Here is a 17,296-nt window from a genome sequence, read left to right as displayed (position 1 = left end):
CGACCGCCGCGGCGGCGAGGCTGGGACCATCCCCGCGGGCGCGGGGAGTAGCGCATACGTCCGTACAGTGCGTGCTCCACCGTGGGGCCATCCCCGGGGTGCGGGGAGCAGACCCCCAAGGTGATCGACACGTTCACCAGGCTGGGGCCATCCCCGCGGGTGCAGGGAGCAGTCCTTCCTCCTGGCGTAGGCGGCTTCAAGGACGGGGCCATCCCCGCGGGTGCGGGGAGCAGGACGCGGCACGCGCCCGCGTCGTCATCGACCAGGGGCCATCCCCGCGGTGCGGGGAGCAGACTCCCTGACCTGTATGTCTGCCTGGCAGCAGGTTCACCATGAAACACTTTCACGAAGTCCGGCATTCCAGGTATATGGGTTGTGTGATCTCACGACGAATGCTCCCAGGCCATCCATACCATTCCTCAGCACAGGGACGGTCGTCAGCACCGCGTCGTACCGCTTCCTCGCCATAGCTTCAAACGACAGGAAGTAGGGTCCCTCAACCCTTATGCAGGCCGCCGCATCGAGGGGTACCACAGAGGGACGCTACCTCGGACCCTCCTCGCCCGCGCCGCGGACCTGATCACAAGGCAGAGAAGCTGAAGGACCGCCCTCTCCAGACGATGCCTCCATCGTCACGTTCCCGGCCCTTGCCGAGCGCACCATGGACACCAACGTCCGGGACCTGGCCGCGCCAACATGCAGTCGCTTCCGTAGCGTCTCAGCCGAAATCGGCCGCTGATACGTCTCCCAATGCCACGCATCTTCCACCAAGGCACGCTCCAGAAGGCCATCCCCATCAGCCCCGAGCTGACTACGCTGATCACCTTCCGGCGAGGCCAGGACATGCGGCTGGTCAATATCGACGCTCTTCTGCTCGATCATCACCGCCGCGTGTTCCACGGAACACTCCGGGACGTCTCCCTTCTCGGACTCGGACGACTTTCCGCTCCCGGCACCGCTAATGGCCTGCAAAAGCCCCGGACCCACCTCTGCCCAACCGATCAGCAGCAACGGTCCCACCGCATCGAAGGCGGCTTTGCCGTTCTCACCAGCCAGCAGCGGGTCCGTCACGTTCAGCGCCAACGTCATCAGACTGGAGAAGACCAGCAACCGACGGGCCGGCCGGAGCTGCTCCCGACTCGCGCCCTGCAACGCCAGATACCGGGTACCCAGCAGCAAGCCCAGCACAGAAAGATCGACCGCCGGGGCCACCAAGGGCGCCACCCACGGCGGCACACCCAACCGCAGCGCGAGGGTCCACACATTGCCGAAGCCGAACAAGAACGTCAGCCCCACCACCGCGGCCATGATCAGGGTCACCGCGCGAAGAGTGACCACCCGCTCGAAGGAAGCACTCGGACCGCTGCTGTCACGTGTCAAACTCTCGTCGGCCATCAGCGTGTCTCCTCCTGCGCTGAGGGCTCAAAAGTTCCCTTGATCACCAGCCTGCCGACGAAATTCCGCAGGTTAGGATGGCCATCCTTCTGTGTGGCGCCCTGCCGGGGGCACTAACATCCGACCGCCTTCAACGAGGTCGTCGACGAAGCCGATGACATGGGGCTGGATCGCACTCGCTACTGAGACGTGTCGATGCGGCTTCACCTCGGCTGCATAGAGTTGCTTGGCACACTATTTCTTACAGACATGCGTCTACCTTCTGGCATAAGGCACCCAGCACGGCGCCGGCAATGCCCGACGTCTGTCCATCGCCCCGTCAGCGCGGCTCGGCTGGATCGGGAGTGTCAGCCCTATCGAATTGTTCACTACATCGACTGGCGTTTGTCCCGGTTGCCGTGCGCGGTGTTCAGCCGCCCGGTAAGCGGTGGGTATGGCAGAAACGGATCAGCACCACAGAAACGAACGCACTCGCGAGCACGGTTCGCGCCCCGAGGGGGCCGCGGACGGCGCGCCCCTCACCACGTGCATGGTCACAGGCGAGGGGCGCAGCGATCCTCTCAGGATGGAGTTCAAGGTCGAGCTGGCTTCCGGTCAGCTTGGCGAGGAGATCGCGAAGGTTCAGACAGCTGTCCTCCGCGACGTCCTCCTCCACTTGTCAGCCAGGCGAGCCGAGATGTGAAAGGCCGCCCACTGGCGTTCACGCTTCCCGCCACCCGGGTGCTTCCTCGAGGCCATGCGTCTGATCGGCGCGCCTGGATGAGGTGTCGGAGCGGATCATCGTCACCAGCATGCGTGAGCGTGCCGCGCCGACGTGGAGCCGCTTGCGGAGTGTTTCCGCGGAGATCGGCCGTTGGTAGGTCTCCCAGTGTCGGGCGTCTTCCTGCCGGGCGCGCTCCAGCAACTCATCACCATCACAATGTCGTTCCGCCCCTGCCGTAAGCGGGGAAGAGGCGCTGGTGGCTCGGTCATCGTTCGGGGGCGCCGCTGCCTGAGCGGAGGCTTGTTCGTACTGCGGCGCCGCGGATGGGTGTGGTGCCGGGCAGGGTTGGCTGGTGGTGGCGAGTGCGTGGAGGAGTCCGGGTCCGACCTCGGCCCAGCCGATCAGGAGGACGGGGCCGACCGCGTCGAAGGCGGCCTTGCCCAGGTCTCCCGCGATCAATGGGTCGGCTGTGTTCAAGGCCAGGGTCATGCCGCTGGAGAGCACCAGCAGCCGCCGGGCCGGACGCAACTGTTCCACCGGTGCACCGTGCAGAGCGAGGTACCGGATACCGAGCAGCAGACCGAGGATGGACAGGTCGACCGCCGGGGCGACCAGCGGGGCCACCCATGCCGGGACACCCAGCCGCAGCGCCAGGTTCCATACGTTGCCGAAGCCGAAGAGGAAGGTCAGGCTGACGACGGCCGCCATCATGCCGGTCACCGCCCTCACCGTGCCCGTGCCGTCCGACGTACCGTCAAGCTCCGGGAGGGGTTCAGACATTCTCGCCGATCCCCATCCGCTGGTGGGTCTCCTGGGCACGCTCGGCGGCCGCACTGGCGCCGTAGTGGCGGGGCATGTCCTCGGAGACCCAGCCCATCAGCAGCATCAGATCACCCGAGTCACCGCCGGCCCGCTTCCATTCATGGGCGAAGTTGTGGCGCCACCGGTGCGCGTGCACGCCCTTCATCCCGGCGGACAGGCCGCGTCGCTTAATCATGATCTTGATGCCGTTGGGCGCCAGCCGTCGCCCGCCGCGCTCGGCCAGCCACAGATCCGGCAGCTCGGCGCCCTTGCGCTTGGCGCGGGCCCGCAGATACCGGCTCACCGCCCGCGCCGTCTTCGGGCCGAACCGCACCCGGCGGTCGCGGCTGCCCTTGCCGTGGTAGTGCACCGAGTCAGTGACCAGGTCAATGTCGTCGAGGGTGAGGTTGCCGACCTCGGACAGGCGGGCGCCGGTGTTGTAGTAGAGCCGGATGATGGCCTCGTCCCGCAGCTGGAGGAACGCCTTGCCCTTGCAGACCGCCAGCACCTTCCTGGTGTCGTCATCCCGCATGACCGGGATCAGCTTCTTCACGGTCTTGGGCTGGCGGACGCGTTCCATCGGGGAGCGGTCGATCTCCTCCTCGTCCAGCATCAGCCACTTGAAGAACTGCTGGAGTCCCTTGTGCTTGTTCAGCGCGGTCGACGCCGACCGCGTCTCGATCATCCAGCCCTGGAAGGCTTCGACGTGCGCGCGGGTGACCTCGGTGGGGTCCTCGGCCGCGTCCTGCGCCTCGAGGCCGGGCGTCGCGTGCTGGTTCAGGTAGCGGGCGAGCTGGACGGCGGCGAGGAGGTAGTTGTAGCGGGTGGTCTCCGGGTAGTTGCCCGCGCGCAGGGAGCGGTCCCAGTCGCGCAGGAAGCCCTCCCAGGTCTTGGGGAGCCCTGCGGTGATCTTGTCCAGGTCCAGAAGGGGCATGGAGAGAAACCCTCCGAGTCAAGGTGTCGGTGAGCGGCGTGCTCGACCTCGACGCCGGAAACGGGAGCGCGAAAAGAGGGCCCTCACAGGTGTTGACCTGCGAAGGCCCTCTGCACCGTCGGGACGACAGGATTTGAACCTGCGACCCCTTGACCCCCAGTCAAGTGCGCTACCAAGCTGCGCCACGTCCCGGTGCTCGTTCGGCTTGGGCTTTCCCTCGCCGACCGCGCATGAAGAACAATACCGCACTTCAGGGGGTGGTCGCTGCCACCCCGGGTGAAGATCGGGAGTCCGGCGGGACCAGCTGGGGTGTTTACCTTGCGGGTTCGGGTCATCGCACATTGTTACCAGGAGGGGTGGGCGGGGTGGTGCGGGCGGGGCTTGACTTGAAGTTTGGTTTAAGTTGCACGCTCGCAGCATGACCTTCACCGACGTTCACACCGGGTACGGGTACGACGATCTTCCTCGGCTGATGAGTCTGATGACCGGGGACGAGAAGCACGGGCCGGCTGCCACCTCGACGCTGGACGTGGTCTGGGTGCTTTACGACCGTGTGCTGCGGGTTTCGGCGGAGGGCGCGGAGGCGCCGGAGCGGGATCGGTTTTTGCTGTCCAAGGGGCATGGGCCGATGGCGTACTACGCCGTGCTTGCCGCCAAGGGGTTCTTCCCCGAGTCGCTGCTGGCGGGGTTCGGGGCGTATGACTCGCCGCTGGGGCACCATCCGGATCGGGTACTGGTGCCGGGGGTCGAGATCAGCAGTGGGTCGCTCGGGCATGGGTTGCCGTTGGCCGTGGGGAGTGCGCTCGGGTTGCGGGCGCAGGGGCTCTCCGGGGCTGCGGTGTGGGTGCTCATCGGGGACGCCGAGCTGGACGAGGGCAGCAATCACGAGGCGATCGCGTACGCCGGGGCCGTGGGGCTGGAGCGGCTGCATGCGGTCGTTGTCGACAACGCCTCCGCCAGCCATGGGCGGCCCGGGGGCATCGCCGCGCGCTTCGAGGCCGCGGGGTGGTCCACGGCGACCGTGGACGGGCGTGATCACCAGGCGCTGTACGAGGCGTACACCGCGCCGCACCCGGGGCGGCCGCATGTCGTGGTGGCCCGGGTCCAGGGCAAGGTCTGATGCGATTCCAGTGGATTCCCGTGGATTCCAGTGTGAGAGGGGCTGTTCTTATGGACACCATGCGTGAGCGTTTCGCCTCCGTCGTCTCCCGTCTTCTGGACGACGATCCCCGGCTGGCCGTCGTGCTTGCTGAGATCGGTAAGGACGGCTTCACGGACGCGGCCCGGGCGCATCCCGACCGGGTGATCAATGTCGGCATCCGCGAGCAGCTGCTGGTCGGCGTCGGCGGAGGACTGGCCCTGACCGGGATGCGGCCGATTCTGCACACGTTCGCCAGCTTTCTGGTCGAGCGGCCCTTTGAGCAGGTCAAGCTGGACTTCGGGCATCAGGGCGTGGGCGGGGTGCTGGTGAGCGCGGCCGGTTCGTACGACTGGCCGGCGGGCGGCTACACCCATATGGCGCCCGGCGATGTGGCCCTGCTGGACACGCTCGACGGCTGGACCGTCCATGTGCCCGGCCATCCGGACGAGGCCGAGACCCTGCTGCGGGACGCGGCCGCCGCCGGTGACGACTCGGTGTACGTACGGTTGTCGGCGCACTCCAACTCCACCCCGCGGGACATCGTCCCCGGCCACTTCCTGACCGTACGGGAAGGGCGACGCGGTGTGGTCATCGCGGTCGGGCCGATGCTCGATGGCGTCCTTACGGCCGTCGAGGGGCTGGACGTCACCGTGCTCTACGCCACGACTGTTCGGCCCTTCGATGCGCGGGCGGTGCGTGCCACCACTGAGGCGGCGGTCGGCGGCGTCGATGTCGTGCTGGTCGAGCCGTATCTCGCGGGTACCTCGGCCACCGCCGTCAACGACGCGCTCGCCGATCGCCCGCATCGGGTGTTCGGCCTGGGCATTCCCCGGCGCGAGCTGCGCCGCTACGGCACGATCGACGAGCATCTCGCGGGGCAGGGGCTGGATCCGGGGGCGTTGCGCGAGCGGATCTCCGCCTTCCTGCGGTGAGGGCCCGTACCAGGCTGGTGGTTCAGATGTGCTTTTCCAGCCATGCCAGCAGGTCCTGCTGGACCTCGTCCCGGTTGGTCTCGTTCAGGATCTCGTGCCGGGCCCCCTGGTATCCCTTCCAGGTCAGCTCCCGCGTGCCGCCGTAGCGGAAGTCCTCCAGGAGTTCGTAGACGAGCGTCATTCCCTGGTTGCACGGGTCCTCGGTGCCCACCACCACATGCACCGGCAGCGCGGCCGGGATACGAGCCTGGTGGCGCGGGTCGTTGATCTTACGGACGCCACGGACCCAGTCCTGGGACAGCCCGGCGCTGAACGCGAAGCCGCACCGCTCGTCCGCCGCGTACATGGCCACCTCCGCCGCGTCGCGCGAGAGCCACTCGAAGCCCGTCCGGTCCTGGAGGTGCTCGTACGGGTCGTTGAACGAGGCGAAGAGGGTCGGGGTGAAGGTGGACTGTCCGTTCCGGCCCCGTTCCGCGATCTCCTGCGCGATGCCCGCCAGCGCCTCCTCGGTCTCGGTCCCCGGGAGTGAGCGGAAGGTGCCGGAGAGGATCAGCCCGGCCAGCTCCTCGCCGTACTCCTGGGCGCAGTCGCGGGCCAGCATCGAGCCCATGCTGTGGCCGAGCAGGACCAGGGGCGCACGGGGGTGCGCGGCCCGCGCGCGGTCGCCGATGGTGCGCAGGTCCGAGACGATCGCCCGCCAGCCGTCGCGCTCCTCGCCCACGACGCCGAAGCCGCCCGTCGAATCGGCGGTGGCTCCGTGGCCGCGGTGGTCCGAAGCGACCACCGCATAACCGTGGGCGGCGAGGAAGCGGGCGAACCGGTCGTAGCGCCGGGCGTGCTCCGCGGCGCCGTGGGCGATCTGGACGATCGCGCGCACGGCGCCGTTCTCCGGCAGCCAGCTGTAGGTCACGACCCGCACGCCGTCGGGCATGGGCAGATGGTCGGTGCGGTGGGTGATACCGCCGTCGGGCATGCCGTCTCATCTCCTTGCTCGAATGGATCCGGCGCGAATCGATCCAGTGCGAATCGATCCAGTGCGAATCGATCCAGTGCGAATCGATCCGGCGTGAATCGATCCGGTCGAATCGATCTGGTGCGAACGGAAGCCCACTCTCCCTTTGCCGGGCCCGCAAGCCAAGGGCATCGACGCGGTCCTGTCCTCCGGGGCGCGGGGTGTGTAACGATCAAGCGCTTGGTACCGCGTATCGACTGCCGATCCATACAACTCCCTTGCCCCAGGAGGACCGTTGGACTCGCACGACGCTTCGCTCTCCGCCAGCTCGGCCAACTCCCCCGGTTCGGAAGACGCTTCCGGCTCGCCCAACTCCCTTGATTCGGCGGACTCTTCCGGTTCACCCGCCACAGCGGACGTCTTCGCCCTGTCGCGGCGGCGTTTTCTCCAGGCCGCCGCCGTGGGGACCGCCGCCGCCACCGCGGCCACCCTGCCCCTCGAGACGGCCGCCGCCGCGCCGGCCCGGGTGGGCTCGCTCTCCTTCACCGCCGCCACCAACGGCGCGGCGACCCTCTCCCCGTCCGGCGACCGCCTGATCGCCGAGGTCCAGAACGTCCTGTGGTCGGTCGCCCGCAAGGGCGGCGAGGCCGTCGCGCTCACACCGGCCGATCTGGAGCCCACCCGGCCGGTGTACTCCCCCGACGGAAAGCTGCTGGCCGTCTGCGCCTACCGGGGCGGCGGATTCCATATCTGGACACTGCGCCCCGACGGCTCCGGTTTGCGACAGCGAACGGACGGTCCGTGGGACGACCGCGGTCCGGCCTGGTCGCCCGACGGCACCCGGATCGCCTTCGCCTCCGAGCGCGGCGGCGATCCCGTGGCGGGCAGCCCGTACCGGATCTGGGTGCTGGAGGTCGCCAGCGGTGAGCTCACCCGGCTCACGGGGGTGGACGGCCAGGACGGGCCGCTCCAGGGCGGGGCCTGGGAGGACTTCGACCCCACCTGGTCCGCGGACGGCGAACGGGTGCTGTTCGTACGCGGCGCGCCCGCCGGGACGACGCTGAACGCCCGCACCGTCGCCTCCGTACGGGCCGACGGCACCGGACCGGTCACGGCCGAGCGCACCGATCCCACCGCCGGCGCCCAGGTGATGACGCCGTCCGTGTCGGCGGGCGGCCATCTCGCCTATCTGCGCACCACGGCCGCTCCCGCCGCCTCCTGCACGCTGGTCGTGAACGGGGAGACGGTGGTGGTCACGGGCGATGTGCAGCCCGTGCCGCCCCGTTGGGTGTCGCGGGACGAGCTGCTGCTCACCGTGGACGGGCGCTTCCGGGTGTTCCGGGTGCCCTCGGCGACGCGGTCCGGCGTCGGCGGAGATGCCGGGGGTGAGAGCCCTGCCGGGGCCGGGCGCGCCGGTGAGGGTACCGACCATAAGGCGCTTGCGGCGGAATCCGACCGTAAGACACTTGCGGCAGATGCCGACCGTAAGGCGCTTGCGTACGAGGAGATCCCCTTCTCCGTCACCCTCCCCGTCAACCGGCCCCGGTATCGCGTCAAGCGGTACGACTTCGACGGTGGCGGGGTGCGGCCGGTGCGCGGGCTGCATCTGCCCGCGCTCTCCCCCGACGGCCGCAAGGTGGCCTTCGCCGCCCTCAACTCCCTCTGGGTCGCCGACGTCTCCGGCGGCCGGGCCCCGCGCCGGGTCGTGCGGGCGGCCCCCACCCGGTATCTGCTGGCTCCCACCTGGACGCCCGACGGACGCGCCCTGGTGTACGCGGACGACCGCGACGGGCTGCTGGCCGTGCGCCGCCGGGACCTCGCCTCGGGCAATGAGGCCGTGCTGGCCTCCGGGGGCCGGGTGCATCCCGCGCTCTCCCCCGACGGCAAGCGGCTCGTCAGTGTCGACATGTCGGGAAACCTGGTCCTGCGCGATCTCGACGCCGGTACGGAACGGGTGCTCGCCGCGCCGATGGGCGCCGGAGGGCTGCCCGGCCGGCCGAGCTGGTCGCCCGACGGGCGCTATGTCGCCCTGTGCGATCGCAATCGGCTGAACCAGCGGTTCCGCGAGGGCTACAACCTGATCCGGGTGATCGACGTCAGCACGGGTGCGGCCAGGCAGCACGCCGTCGCCCCGCACACCTCCCTCTCCGACCGCTATGACTCCGGACCGGTCTGGTCTCCCGATGGCCGCCATATGGCGCTCATCGTCGAGTCCGCCCTGTGGCTGCTGCCGGTAAGGGCGGACGGCACCCCCGACGGCGCGCCGCGCCGGCTGACCGACGAGGCCGCCGATCACCCCTCCTGGTCCGGGGACTCCCGCAGCGTCCTGTATCTGTCGGCGGGCCGGCTGCGGCTGCTGGACGTCAAGAGCGGCACCGCCCGGACGGTCCGTATCCCGCTGGACCACCGGCGGCCGCGCCCCGCGGACACCGTCGTCCACGCCGGGCGGTTCTGGGACGGCACCGGCGGGGAGGGCGGCGGCACCGGTCGTGACGGCCGTAAGGGCGGCACGGTACGCGAGGACGTGGACATCGTGGTGCGCGGCGGACGCATCGCGGCCGTGGAGGCGCACCGGTCCGGGCGGCCCGCGAAGCGGCGCGTCGACGCCTCCGGCCGCACCGTCATCCCCGGGCTGTGGGACGCCCATACCCACCCCTGGCAGTACACCTATGGCGGCCGTCAGACCGCCCTCCAGCTCGCGTACGGCATCACCACCGCGGTCTCCCTCGGCGGGTTCGCCTATGAGCAGGCGCGCCTCAGGGAGGCCGTCGCGGCGGGCGCCCTGGCCGGGCCGCGGCTGCTGGCCACCGGTGAGCTGCTGGACGGTCCGCGCGTCGCGTACAGCATGGGCCGGGCGCATCGCACCCGCGACGGTCTGCGGCGTTCCCTGGCGCGCGGCGCCGCGCTCGACTGGGACTTCGTCAAGACCTATGTGCGCGCACCGGGTTGGATCATGGAGGAGGCGGCCCGGTTCGCGCATGAGCGGCTCGGCGTGCGCACCGGCAGCCATCTGTGCTCACCCGGCATACAGCTCGGACAGGACCTGACGACGCATCTACAGGCCACCCAGCGGCTGGAGTACGGCCACGCCACGACGGCGTCCGGGCACTCCCAGCAGGACCTGACGGAGATCTACACCGCGACCTCCGACTTCCGGCTCATCGCGACGCCGTTCACGGCCTCGCCCCTGGTCGGGGCGGACCCCTCGCTGGCCGAGGACGAGCGGGTCACCCGGCTGATGCCGCCGTGGGACACCGCGCTCGTACGGCAGCTCGCCGGGGCGCCACCGACCGCGGACCAGCTGAACACGCTGCGCAGAGAGATCGGGGTCTACCAGCGGATCCTCGCCGGGGGCGGGGTGGTGGCCCTGGGGACGGACCAGCCGCTGGTGCCGGTGGGCCTCCATCTGCACATGGCGCTGCGCGCCCTGCACCGGTTCGGGCTGTCGCCGGAGGAGGCGCTGCGCACGGCGACCGTCCTCCCGGCGCGGGCCTTCGGCGCCGACCGCGACCTGGGCACCCTGGAGGTCGGCAAGCTGGCGGACCTGACCGTCGTGGACGGCGATCCCTTCACGGACTTCGACACGCTGGTACGGACGGTGTCGGTGCTGCGGGGCGGGGTGCCGTACGAGCAGCGCGAGCTGGTCGAGTCCTTCCCGGGGGCCGGTGCCGCGGCCGCGCCGCACGGGAAGTCGGCGGATGAGTGGCTGGAGGTGGGACGGCTGCTGCGGCGCGACTCCTGCTGCTCGGTGGACGGCTGAGGGTGACGGGGGGTGGGGCGGGGGCTTCGGCCCCCGGCCCGCCTCCCTCTCGGCAGGTCAACGGGGGACGTCGATCCTGGCCAGGGCTCCCGTCTCCAGGGCGCACCACAGCGCGCCGTCGTGCGCGGCGATGCCGTGCGGTTCGCAGTCGGCCCGGGGCAGGTCGTACGCCGTGATCCGGCCGTCCGTGGTGATGCGCCCGACCCCGCCGCGGCCCCATTCGGTGAACCACAGCGCCCCGTCGGGACCGCCGGTGACCGCATGCGGCCGGGCCTGGCGGTCGGGCAGCGGGTACTCGGTGACGGTCCCGTCCACCGTGATGCGGCCGATCTGCCCCGCGCCGATCTCGGTGAACCACAGGGCGCCGTCCGGCCCTTGGGCGAGGCCCACCGGCGCGGCGGCCTCGGTCGGCAGGGGGTGGGCGGTCGTCCGGCCGTCCATCGTGATCCGGCCGATGGCGTTGCCCTGGTTGAGGGTGAACCACATCGCGCCGTCGGCCCCCGCCGCCATGGCGGACGGGAAGGCTCCGGGCGCGGGGTACTCGGTGATGTCGCCGTCCATGGTGATCCGCCCGATGCGGTCGGCGGCCGACAGCGTGAACCATATGGCCCCGTCCGGGCCCGCGGCGATCCCGTACGGGCCGCCGTCGGCGGTCGGCGGGGCGAAGGAGAAGACCGTGCCGTCCACCGCGATCCGGCCGATGCGATGGGTGCCGTACTCGCTGAACCACAAGGCGCCATCGGGCCCTTGGGCGATCACCGTCGGCTTGGCTCCGACGGAGTGGACGGTGATCCGGCCGTCGGCGTCCCTGCGGCCGATAGCCCCCTGGTGGACCAAGGTGAACCACAGGGCGCCGTCGGGGCCGCCGGTGAGCGCGTAGGGGCCCGCGTCCGGGGCGCTGACGGTGAAGACGCGGACCGGGTCGGCGAGCCACCGGCCGATCCGGTCCAGCAGCACCTCGCCCGGCTCGGACAGGTGGAAGGCGTGCGGCATGCCCTCGTACTCCTCCAGGCGCACGCTCACCCCTGCGGTGTCGGCCGCCTCGGCGAAGCGGCGGGCGTCGTCCAGGAGCACCTCGTCCGTGCCCACGGCGATCAGCAGGGGCGGCAGCCCGCGCGGGTCCCCGTACAGCGGTGACTGCGGGGCATGGTCGGCGGACGCGTCGGCCAGGTACTGGGCGCTTATGGAACCGAGCGCGGCCCGGCTCAGTACGTCCTTACCGTCGTTGGCTGCGATCGACGCGCCCGTAAGGGCGAAGTCGGTGATGGGTGAGACCGCGATCGCGGCACCGGGCCGCGGACCGCCGGTCCGCTCGATCTCCAGCAGGGCGGAGAGCACCAGCGTGGCGCCGGCCGACTCCCCGGCAAGAACGACCTCGGCGGCCGGGACGCCCTCGTCCAGCACAGCGCGCCAGGCGGCCAGCACGTCCTCGAGCGCCGCGGGATACGGGTGTTCGGGCGCCAGCCGGTAGTCCACCCGCAGGGCCGGGCGTCCGGTCGCCTTCGACAGCCGATAGGCCATCACCCGCTCGGCCTCGGGCATCGTGTGGGCGAACCCGCCGCCGTGCACATAGATCACCGCGCCGCCGTGTGCGCCGGGCGCGCTGATCCAGTCGCCCCGCACCTCGGCGTCGTCCGGGAGCGGGGCGGCGATCAGCGCGTCGGGGCGGTCGCGGACCGCTCGGGCCGCCTCGGGCGCCATGGGTACGGCGATGACGTTCAGCAACGGTCCTCCGTTGAAAGTGTCCCGGTGAAGGTGTTCCGGTAAAGGTGTTCGGTGAGGTCGGTCCGGGCCGGCGAGGGTGGGTGGGTGAGCCGGATCGTCTCCCCCAGGCCGCGCCCGGCCCTCGTACAGTCAGCGCGCCGCCGACAGCGCGGCCGTGAGGGCGGCGGGCGCCTCCGCGAGCGAGGGGCCGTACCAGGTGAGGTGACGGCCGCTGACCAGGGCCGCCGGGAGACCGGGGAACGCCTCGGGGCCGTCGTCGGCCGTGAAGCGGTACGGCTCGTCGGGCAGCACCACCAGATCCGCCCCCCGCGCCGTCAGCTCCTGGATCGGGATCCGGGGGTAGCGCTCGGGATGCCCGCTGTAGAGGTGCCGTACGCCCAGCCGGGCCAGGACGTCGCCGGCGAAGGTGTCCCGGCCCAGCACCATCCACGGACGCCGCCACACCGGTACGACGGCGTGCCGCACCGGGCCCCCGGCCCGTACGTCCGCCCAGGCGGCCTCGGCCGCGTCCAGCCAGCCGGGCCGGGCCAGCCCGCAGCCGCGCACCAGGACCCGCTCCAGCTCGGTGAACGCCTGCTCCAGGGTGCGCACTTCGGTCACCAGGACCTCGAGACCCGCGGCGCGCAGCGCGGCGAGGTCGGAGGGGCGGTTCTCCTCCTCGTTGGCGATCACCAGATCGGGGGCGAGGGCGGCGATCCGGGCGGTGTCGGGGTTCTTGGTGCCACCGATCCGCTCCGCGGTGAGGCCGGGCGGATGGGTGCACCAGTCGGTCGCCCCGGAGAGCAGCTCCGGCGCGGTGGCGGCGACGGCCTCGGTGAGCGAGGGCACGAGGGACACCACGCGCCGTACGGGAGTGCGAGAGCTCATCGCTCCACCGTACGGGGCGACGGGCCCTACCAGCGCGTCGGCGGCGTCCGACCGCTCCAGCACGGCACGGCGCCCGGCACGGCACATCGCCCGCAGGACGGGGCAACACAGCACCGCGGCCCGGAGCATGCGCTCCGGGCCGCGGTGTGCGTGGTGCGGACGGTGGGTCAGGAAGTCACCGGCGCCATCTTGTCGACGATGCCGGGGTGGGCGTCCATCCACTTCTGGACGCCCTTCTCCTCGTTGCCCTTACCGGCGTCCTGGATGGCCTGCTCCAGGGTCGCCAGCTCCTTCTCGGTCATGTGCCACTTCTTCAGCCACCCGTTGAACTCGGGGAACTTCTTCGGGAAGGACTTGTTGGCGAGGGTGTGGAGCTGGTTGCTGGCCCCGAACGCCTTCTTCGGGTCGGCGAGCTTGGTCAGCTTGTACTTGGTGTAGGCCCAGTGCGGGGTCCACAGGACCACGGCCACCGGCTCCTTCTTGGCGTACGACCGCTCCAGCTCGGCCAGCATCGCCGGCGAGGAGCCGTCGCTGACCTTGTACTCCTTGTCCAGGCCGTACTCCTTGAGCACCTTGCCCTTCAGGAGCTTCATCTCGCCGGTCCCGGGCTCGATGCCGACGATCTTGCCGTCGAAGGTGCCGCCCTTCCCCTTGAGGTCGGCGAGCGACTTCACGTCCTTGACGTAGGACGGCACCGCGATCTCCAGGGAGGTCTTGTCGTACCACGACCCGACGTCGACCAGGTTCTTCTTGTATCTGTCCCAGTACTGCTTCTGGGCGACCGGTAGCCAGCCGTCGAACTCGACGTCGACCTGTCCGGTGCTCATGCCGGTGAACATGGAGCCGACGTCGTACTGCTTGATCTCCGGCTTGTAGCCGCGCCGCTCGAGGACGTTCTTCCACAGGTAGGTGGTGGCGATGTCCTCGTCCCACGGGAAGTAGCCGATCATCGGCGCGGCGCCCGCGTCCTTGCCCTTCTGGTCGACGCCGCCGGGCACCGGGGCGAGCTTGTTGGCCATGCCCGGGTTCTGCTTCAGCCAGGCGCGCACGCCCTGCTGCTCCTTGCCCTTACCGGCGTCCTGGATGGCCGACTCCAGGCTGGTGAGCTGCTTCTCGTCCAGCTTGAAGTTCTTGATCCACTTGGCGACCTGCGGGTTCTCCTTGGAGAAGCCCTTGCGCGCGAGGGAGTCGATGTGGTCGCCCTTGCCGAAGGCGCCCTTGGGGTCCTTCAGCTTGGTGAGCTTGTACTTGTCGTACGCCCAGTGCGGGGACCACAGGGTGACCGCGATCGGCTCCTTCTTGGCGTAGGAGCGGTCCAGCTGCGAGAGCATGGCCGCGGTGGAGCCCTTGACCAGGCTGAAGTTCTTGTTCAGCCCATAGCCCGGCATGACCTTGTCCTGCATCAGCTTCATCTCACCGGCACCGGGCTCGATGCCGACGATCTTCTTCTTAAAGGTGCTGGACTTCTTCTCGAGGTCCTCCAGGGTCTTGACGCCCTTGACGTACGAGGGGACCGCGACCTCCAGGGAGGTGGGGCCGTACCAGGAGCCCAGGTTCTCCAGCTTGCTCTTGTACTTCGACCAGTACGAGGCGTGGGTGGTGGGCAGCCAGGAGTCCGTCTCGAAGTCGATGTTGCCCGCGGCCATACCGGTGTACAGCGCGCCGACGTCGTACGACTGCACCTTGGGCTTGAAGCCGCGCTGCTCCAGGAGCTCCTTCCACAGGAAGGTGGAGGCGACGCCCTCGTCCCAGTTGATGTAGCCGATGTTGACCGACTGGCCCTTGCCGACGTTGGCGGAGACCTTGGGGCCCTCGTTATCGCCGCCGAACATGCTCATACCGCCGGCGACCAGCGCCAGGACGACCACACCGACCATGGCGACGGAGGTCGCGGGGCGCCAGTGCAGCACCTTCAGGCCGCTGAGCGCCTTGGCCTTCTCCTTGGCCAGCGCGCGGCGGGCCAGCGGGGAGACGCGCTGATTGAGCGCGCTGGTCATCCGGTCCAGGTACATGGCCAGGATGACGACCGCGATACCGCCCTCGAAGCCCATGGCCACATCCACGGAGCTGATCGCCTGGAAGACGGTGGAGCCCAGGCCCTCGGCGCCGACCATACCGGCGATGACGACCATGGACAGCGCCAGCATGATCACCTGGTTGACGCCCGCCATGATGGTGGGCAGGGCCAGCGGGAGCTGGACGCGCAGCAGGGTGCGGCGCGGATGGGTGCCGAAGGCGTCGGCCGCCTCGACCAGCTCCGCGTCCACCTGCCGGATGCCCAGTTCCGTCATGCGGACGCCCGGGGGCATCGAGAAGATGACGGTGGCGACGACACCGGGGACCACCCCGAGGCCGAAGAAGAAGATGCCGGGGATCAGGTAGACGAAGGCGGGCATCGTCTGCATGAAGTCCAGCACCGGACGGATCACGGCGCTCACCGCGCGGTTGCGCGAGGCCCAGATGCCGAGCGGCACCGCGAACACGATGGTGATCACACCGGCGACCAGCACCAGTGCGAGGGTGTTCATCGCCTCGCCCCACAACTCGATCGAGTCGATGAGGGCGAATCCCAGGAAGGCGAGCACGGCGGGCAGCAGCCCGCGCAGCCACCAGGCGAGCAGCGCCAGGATGCCCGCGAGCAGCAGCGGCTCGGGGCCGCTGAGCACCGTGTTCACCCCGTCGTACATGCCCTGGACGACGCTGGAGATGAAGTCGAAGAGCCAGCTCAGATTGTCTCGGAGCCAGTTGACGCCGGAGTTGATCCAGTCGCCGAGCTGAAGCCTAGGCACCGGTGATCACCTTCTTGGTGGTCTCGGGCGCGTCCGGAGCGCCACCGGACGGCGACTGGGCCCGGTCGGGCCCGCCGTCCGGCTCGCCGAGGGCGGCGAGCAGCCGGGCGCGGGTGACGACGCCGGTGAGCGCGCCGTCGTCGCCGGTGACGGCGACCGCGACTCCGCTGCGCGAGCAGGGCTGGAACAGCTCGATGATCGGGGTGCCCTCGGTGACGGTGGCGGGGGCAGCGGCCAGCACGTCCTGCGCGGTGCGCAGCGTGGTGCCGTCGTCGGTCTTGGTGCCCAGCACCTCCTCCGGCTCGGCCATGATCGCGCCGGCGGTCAGCACCCGGCTGCGGTCCACGTCCTGGGTGAAGGAGGCGACGTAGTCGTTGGCGGGGGTGACCAGGATGTCCTCGGCGGTGCCGATCTGGACGATCTGGCCGTCGCGCATCACGGCGATACGGTCGCCGAGCCGCATGGCCTCGTTCAGGTCGTGGGTGATGAAGACGATGGTCTTCTTGAGCCGCTTCTGGAGCTGGAGCAGCTGATCCTGCATATCGCGGCGGATCAGCGGGTCCAGCGCGCTGAAGGACTCGTCCATCAGCAGCATGTCGGCGTTGGTGGCCAGGGCCCGGGCGAGGCCGACGCGCTGCTGCATACCGCCGGAGAGCTCATCGGGCCAGGACTTCTCCCAGCCGGCCAGGCCCACCAGCTCCAGCGCCTCGGTGGCGCGCCGGACGCGCTCCTCGCGCGGCACGGCCTGCACCTCGAGGCCGTAGGCGGCGTTCTCCAGGACGCTGCGGTGCGGGAAGAGGGCGAAGTGCTGGAAGACCATACTGATCTTGCGGGACCGGACCTCGCGCAGACCCTTGGGGGAGAGCGCGGTCAGATCGTCGTCGTCGAAGAGCACACGCCCGGCGGTCGGCTCCAGCAGCCCGTTCAACATCCGCAACAGGGTGGACTTGCCGGACCCGGACAGACCCATGACGACGAAAATCTGGCCCGCCTCGACGGCGAAGGAGGCATCGACGACCGCCGCGGTCGTACCGTTCGCCCGGAGCTCCTCGCGGTCCGCGCCGCCTTCCAGCCGCGCCACCGCCTCATCGGGTCGTCTGCCGAACACCTTGTACAGGTGTTCGGCTCGCAATTTGGCCACATGTACCTCTCAGATCGCACCAAAAAACGACCCGCCACCCCCGCCGGCGGGTCGTGGAGCGGTACGGCATCGGACCGCTGACCGCCGCAAAAGTTGAATCACTGAACGGGTTCGCTCCGGGGGCGCGCCTGCCCCGATCGATTTGGCGTAAACCAA

General features: G+C 70.0%; 11 protein-coding genes, 1 tRNA gene and 1 pseudogene. 3 read left to right on the top strand and 10 right to left on the bottom strand.

Annotated features, from left to right (window positions below; genetic code table 11):
• Positions 1-543: 543 nt before the first annotated feature.
• From KHP12_RS39215 to KHP12_RS39200, 4 genes are all read right to left on the bottom strand, one after another.
• Positions 544-1,395 carry a SpdA protein gene (locus KHP12_RS39215; RefSeq protein WP_208653117.1) on the bottom strand — a complete coding sequence of 284 codons (852 nt, stop codon included), beginning with the start codon at positions 1,393-1,395 and terminating at the stop codon, positions 544-546.
• A gap of 700 nt (positions 1,396-2,095) precedes the next feature.
• The gene (locus KHP12_RS39210) at positions 2,096-2,878 is read right to left on the bottom strand and encodes a hypothetical protein (protein ID WP_086883534.1); all 783 of its coding nucleotides are present in this window, start codon (positions 2,876-2,878) and stop codon (positions 2,096-2,098) included.
• Complete coding sequence (locus tag KHP12_RS39205) at positions 2,871-3,833, bottom strand: tyrosine-type recombinase/integrase (RefSeq protein ID WP_211834226.1); 963 nt, start codon at positions 3,831-3,833, stop codon at positions 2,871-2,873. The genes KHP12_RS39210 and KHP12_RS39205 overlap by 8 nt, the downstream gene beginning before the upstream one ends.
• Before the next feature lie 118 nt (positions 3,834-3,951).
• Positions 3,952-4,025 (bottom strand) — tRNA-Pro (locus tag KHP12_RS39200).
• Between the two features lie 226 nt (positions 4,026-4,251).
• Here KHP12_RS39200 and KHP12_RS39195 point away from each other — a divergent pair.
• Positions 4,252-4,953 carry a thiamine pyrophosphate-binding protein gene (locus tag KHP12_RS39195; RefSeq protein ID WP_086883536.1) on the top strand — a complete coding sequence of 234 codons (702 nt, stop codon included), beginning with the start codon at positions 4,252-4,254 and terminating at the stop codon, positions 4,951-4,953.
• A gap of 50 nt (positions 4,954-5,003) precedes the next feature.
• Positions 5,004-5,906: a transketolase family protein gene (locus tag KHP12_RS39190; protein ID WP_086883537.1), complete on the top strand. Its 903-nt coding sequence runs from the start codon at positions 5,004-5,006 to the stop codon at positions 5,904-5,906.
• A gap of 22 nt (positions 5,907-5,928) precedes the next feature.
• Here KHP12_RS39190 and KHP12_RS39185 read toward each other — a convergent pair whose 3' ends face one another.
• Entirely contained in the window at positions 5,929-6,879 is a 951-nt protein-coding gene (locus tag KHP12_RS39185; RefSeq protein WP_086883538.1) for an alpha/beta fold hydrolase, read from the bottom strand.
• A 406-nt stretch (positions 6,880-7,285) separates the two neighbouring features.
• On the opposite strand from KHP12_RS39185, the gene KHP12_RS39180 reads away from it, so the two are divergent.
• On the top strand, positions 7,286-10,618 hold the full coding sequence (locus KHP12_RS39180) for an amidohydrolase family protein (protein ID WP_211834964.1): 3,333 nt from the start codon (positions 7,286-7,288) through the stop codon (positions 10,616-10,618).
• A gap of 57 nt (positions 10,619-10,675) precedes the next feature.
• Here the strand turns inward: KHP12_RS39180 and KHP12_RS51610 are convergent, their stop codons facing one another.
• From KHP12_RS51610 to KHP12_RS39160, 5 genes and pseudogenes are all read right to left on the bottom strand, one after another.
• Positions 10,676-11,572 carry a Vgb family protein gene (locus KHP12_RS51610; RefSeq protein WP_246643975.1) on the bottom strand — a complete coding sequence of 299 codons (897 nt, stop codon included), beginning with the start codon at positions 11,570-11,572 and terminating at the stop codon, positions 10,676-10,678.
• Positions 11,573-11,605: 33 nt separating this feature from the next.
• Positions 11,606-12,319 (bottom strand): annotated as a pseudogene (locus KHP12_RS51605) (alpha/beta hydrolase); the annotation flags it as partial.
• Positions 12,320-12,472: 153 nt separating this feature from the next.
• Positions 12,473-13,210 (bottom strand): helical backbone metal receptor, encoded by a 738-nt coding sequence (locus tag KHP12_RS39170; protein ID WP_086883557.1) that lies wholly within the window; start codon positions 13,208-13,210, stop codon positions 12,473-12,475.
• 167 nt (positions 13,211-13,377) lie between these two features.
• Positions 13,378-15,999 (bottom strand): ABC transporter permease/substrate binding protein, encoded by a 2,622-nt coding sequence (locus tag KHP12_RS39165; RefSeq protein ID WP_086883540.1) that lies wholly within the window; start codon positions 15,997-15,999, stop codon positions 13,378-13,380.
• The gene (locus KHP12_RS39160) at positions 15,992-17,140 is read right to left on the bottom strand and encodes a quaternary amine ABC transporter ATP-binding protein (protein WP_037956398.1); all 1,149 of its coding nucleotides are present in this window, start codon (positions 17,138-17,140) and stop codon (positions 15,992-15,994) included. The genes KHP12_RS39165 and KHP12_RS39160 overlap by 8 nt, the downstream gene beginning before the upstream one ends.
• Between the last annotated feature and the right edge of the window lie 156 nt (positions 17,141-17,296).

The organism is Streptomyces asiaticus, assembly GCF_018138715.1.
Lineage (GTDB): Bacteria > Actinomycetota > Actinomycetes > Streptomycetales > Streptomycetaceae > Streptomyces > Streptomyces asiaticus.
The sequence above is the reverse complement of the archived record's forward strand: the minus strand, read 5'-3'. Positions and strand labels throughout refer to the sequence as shown.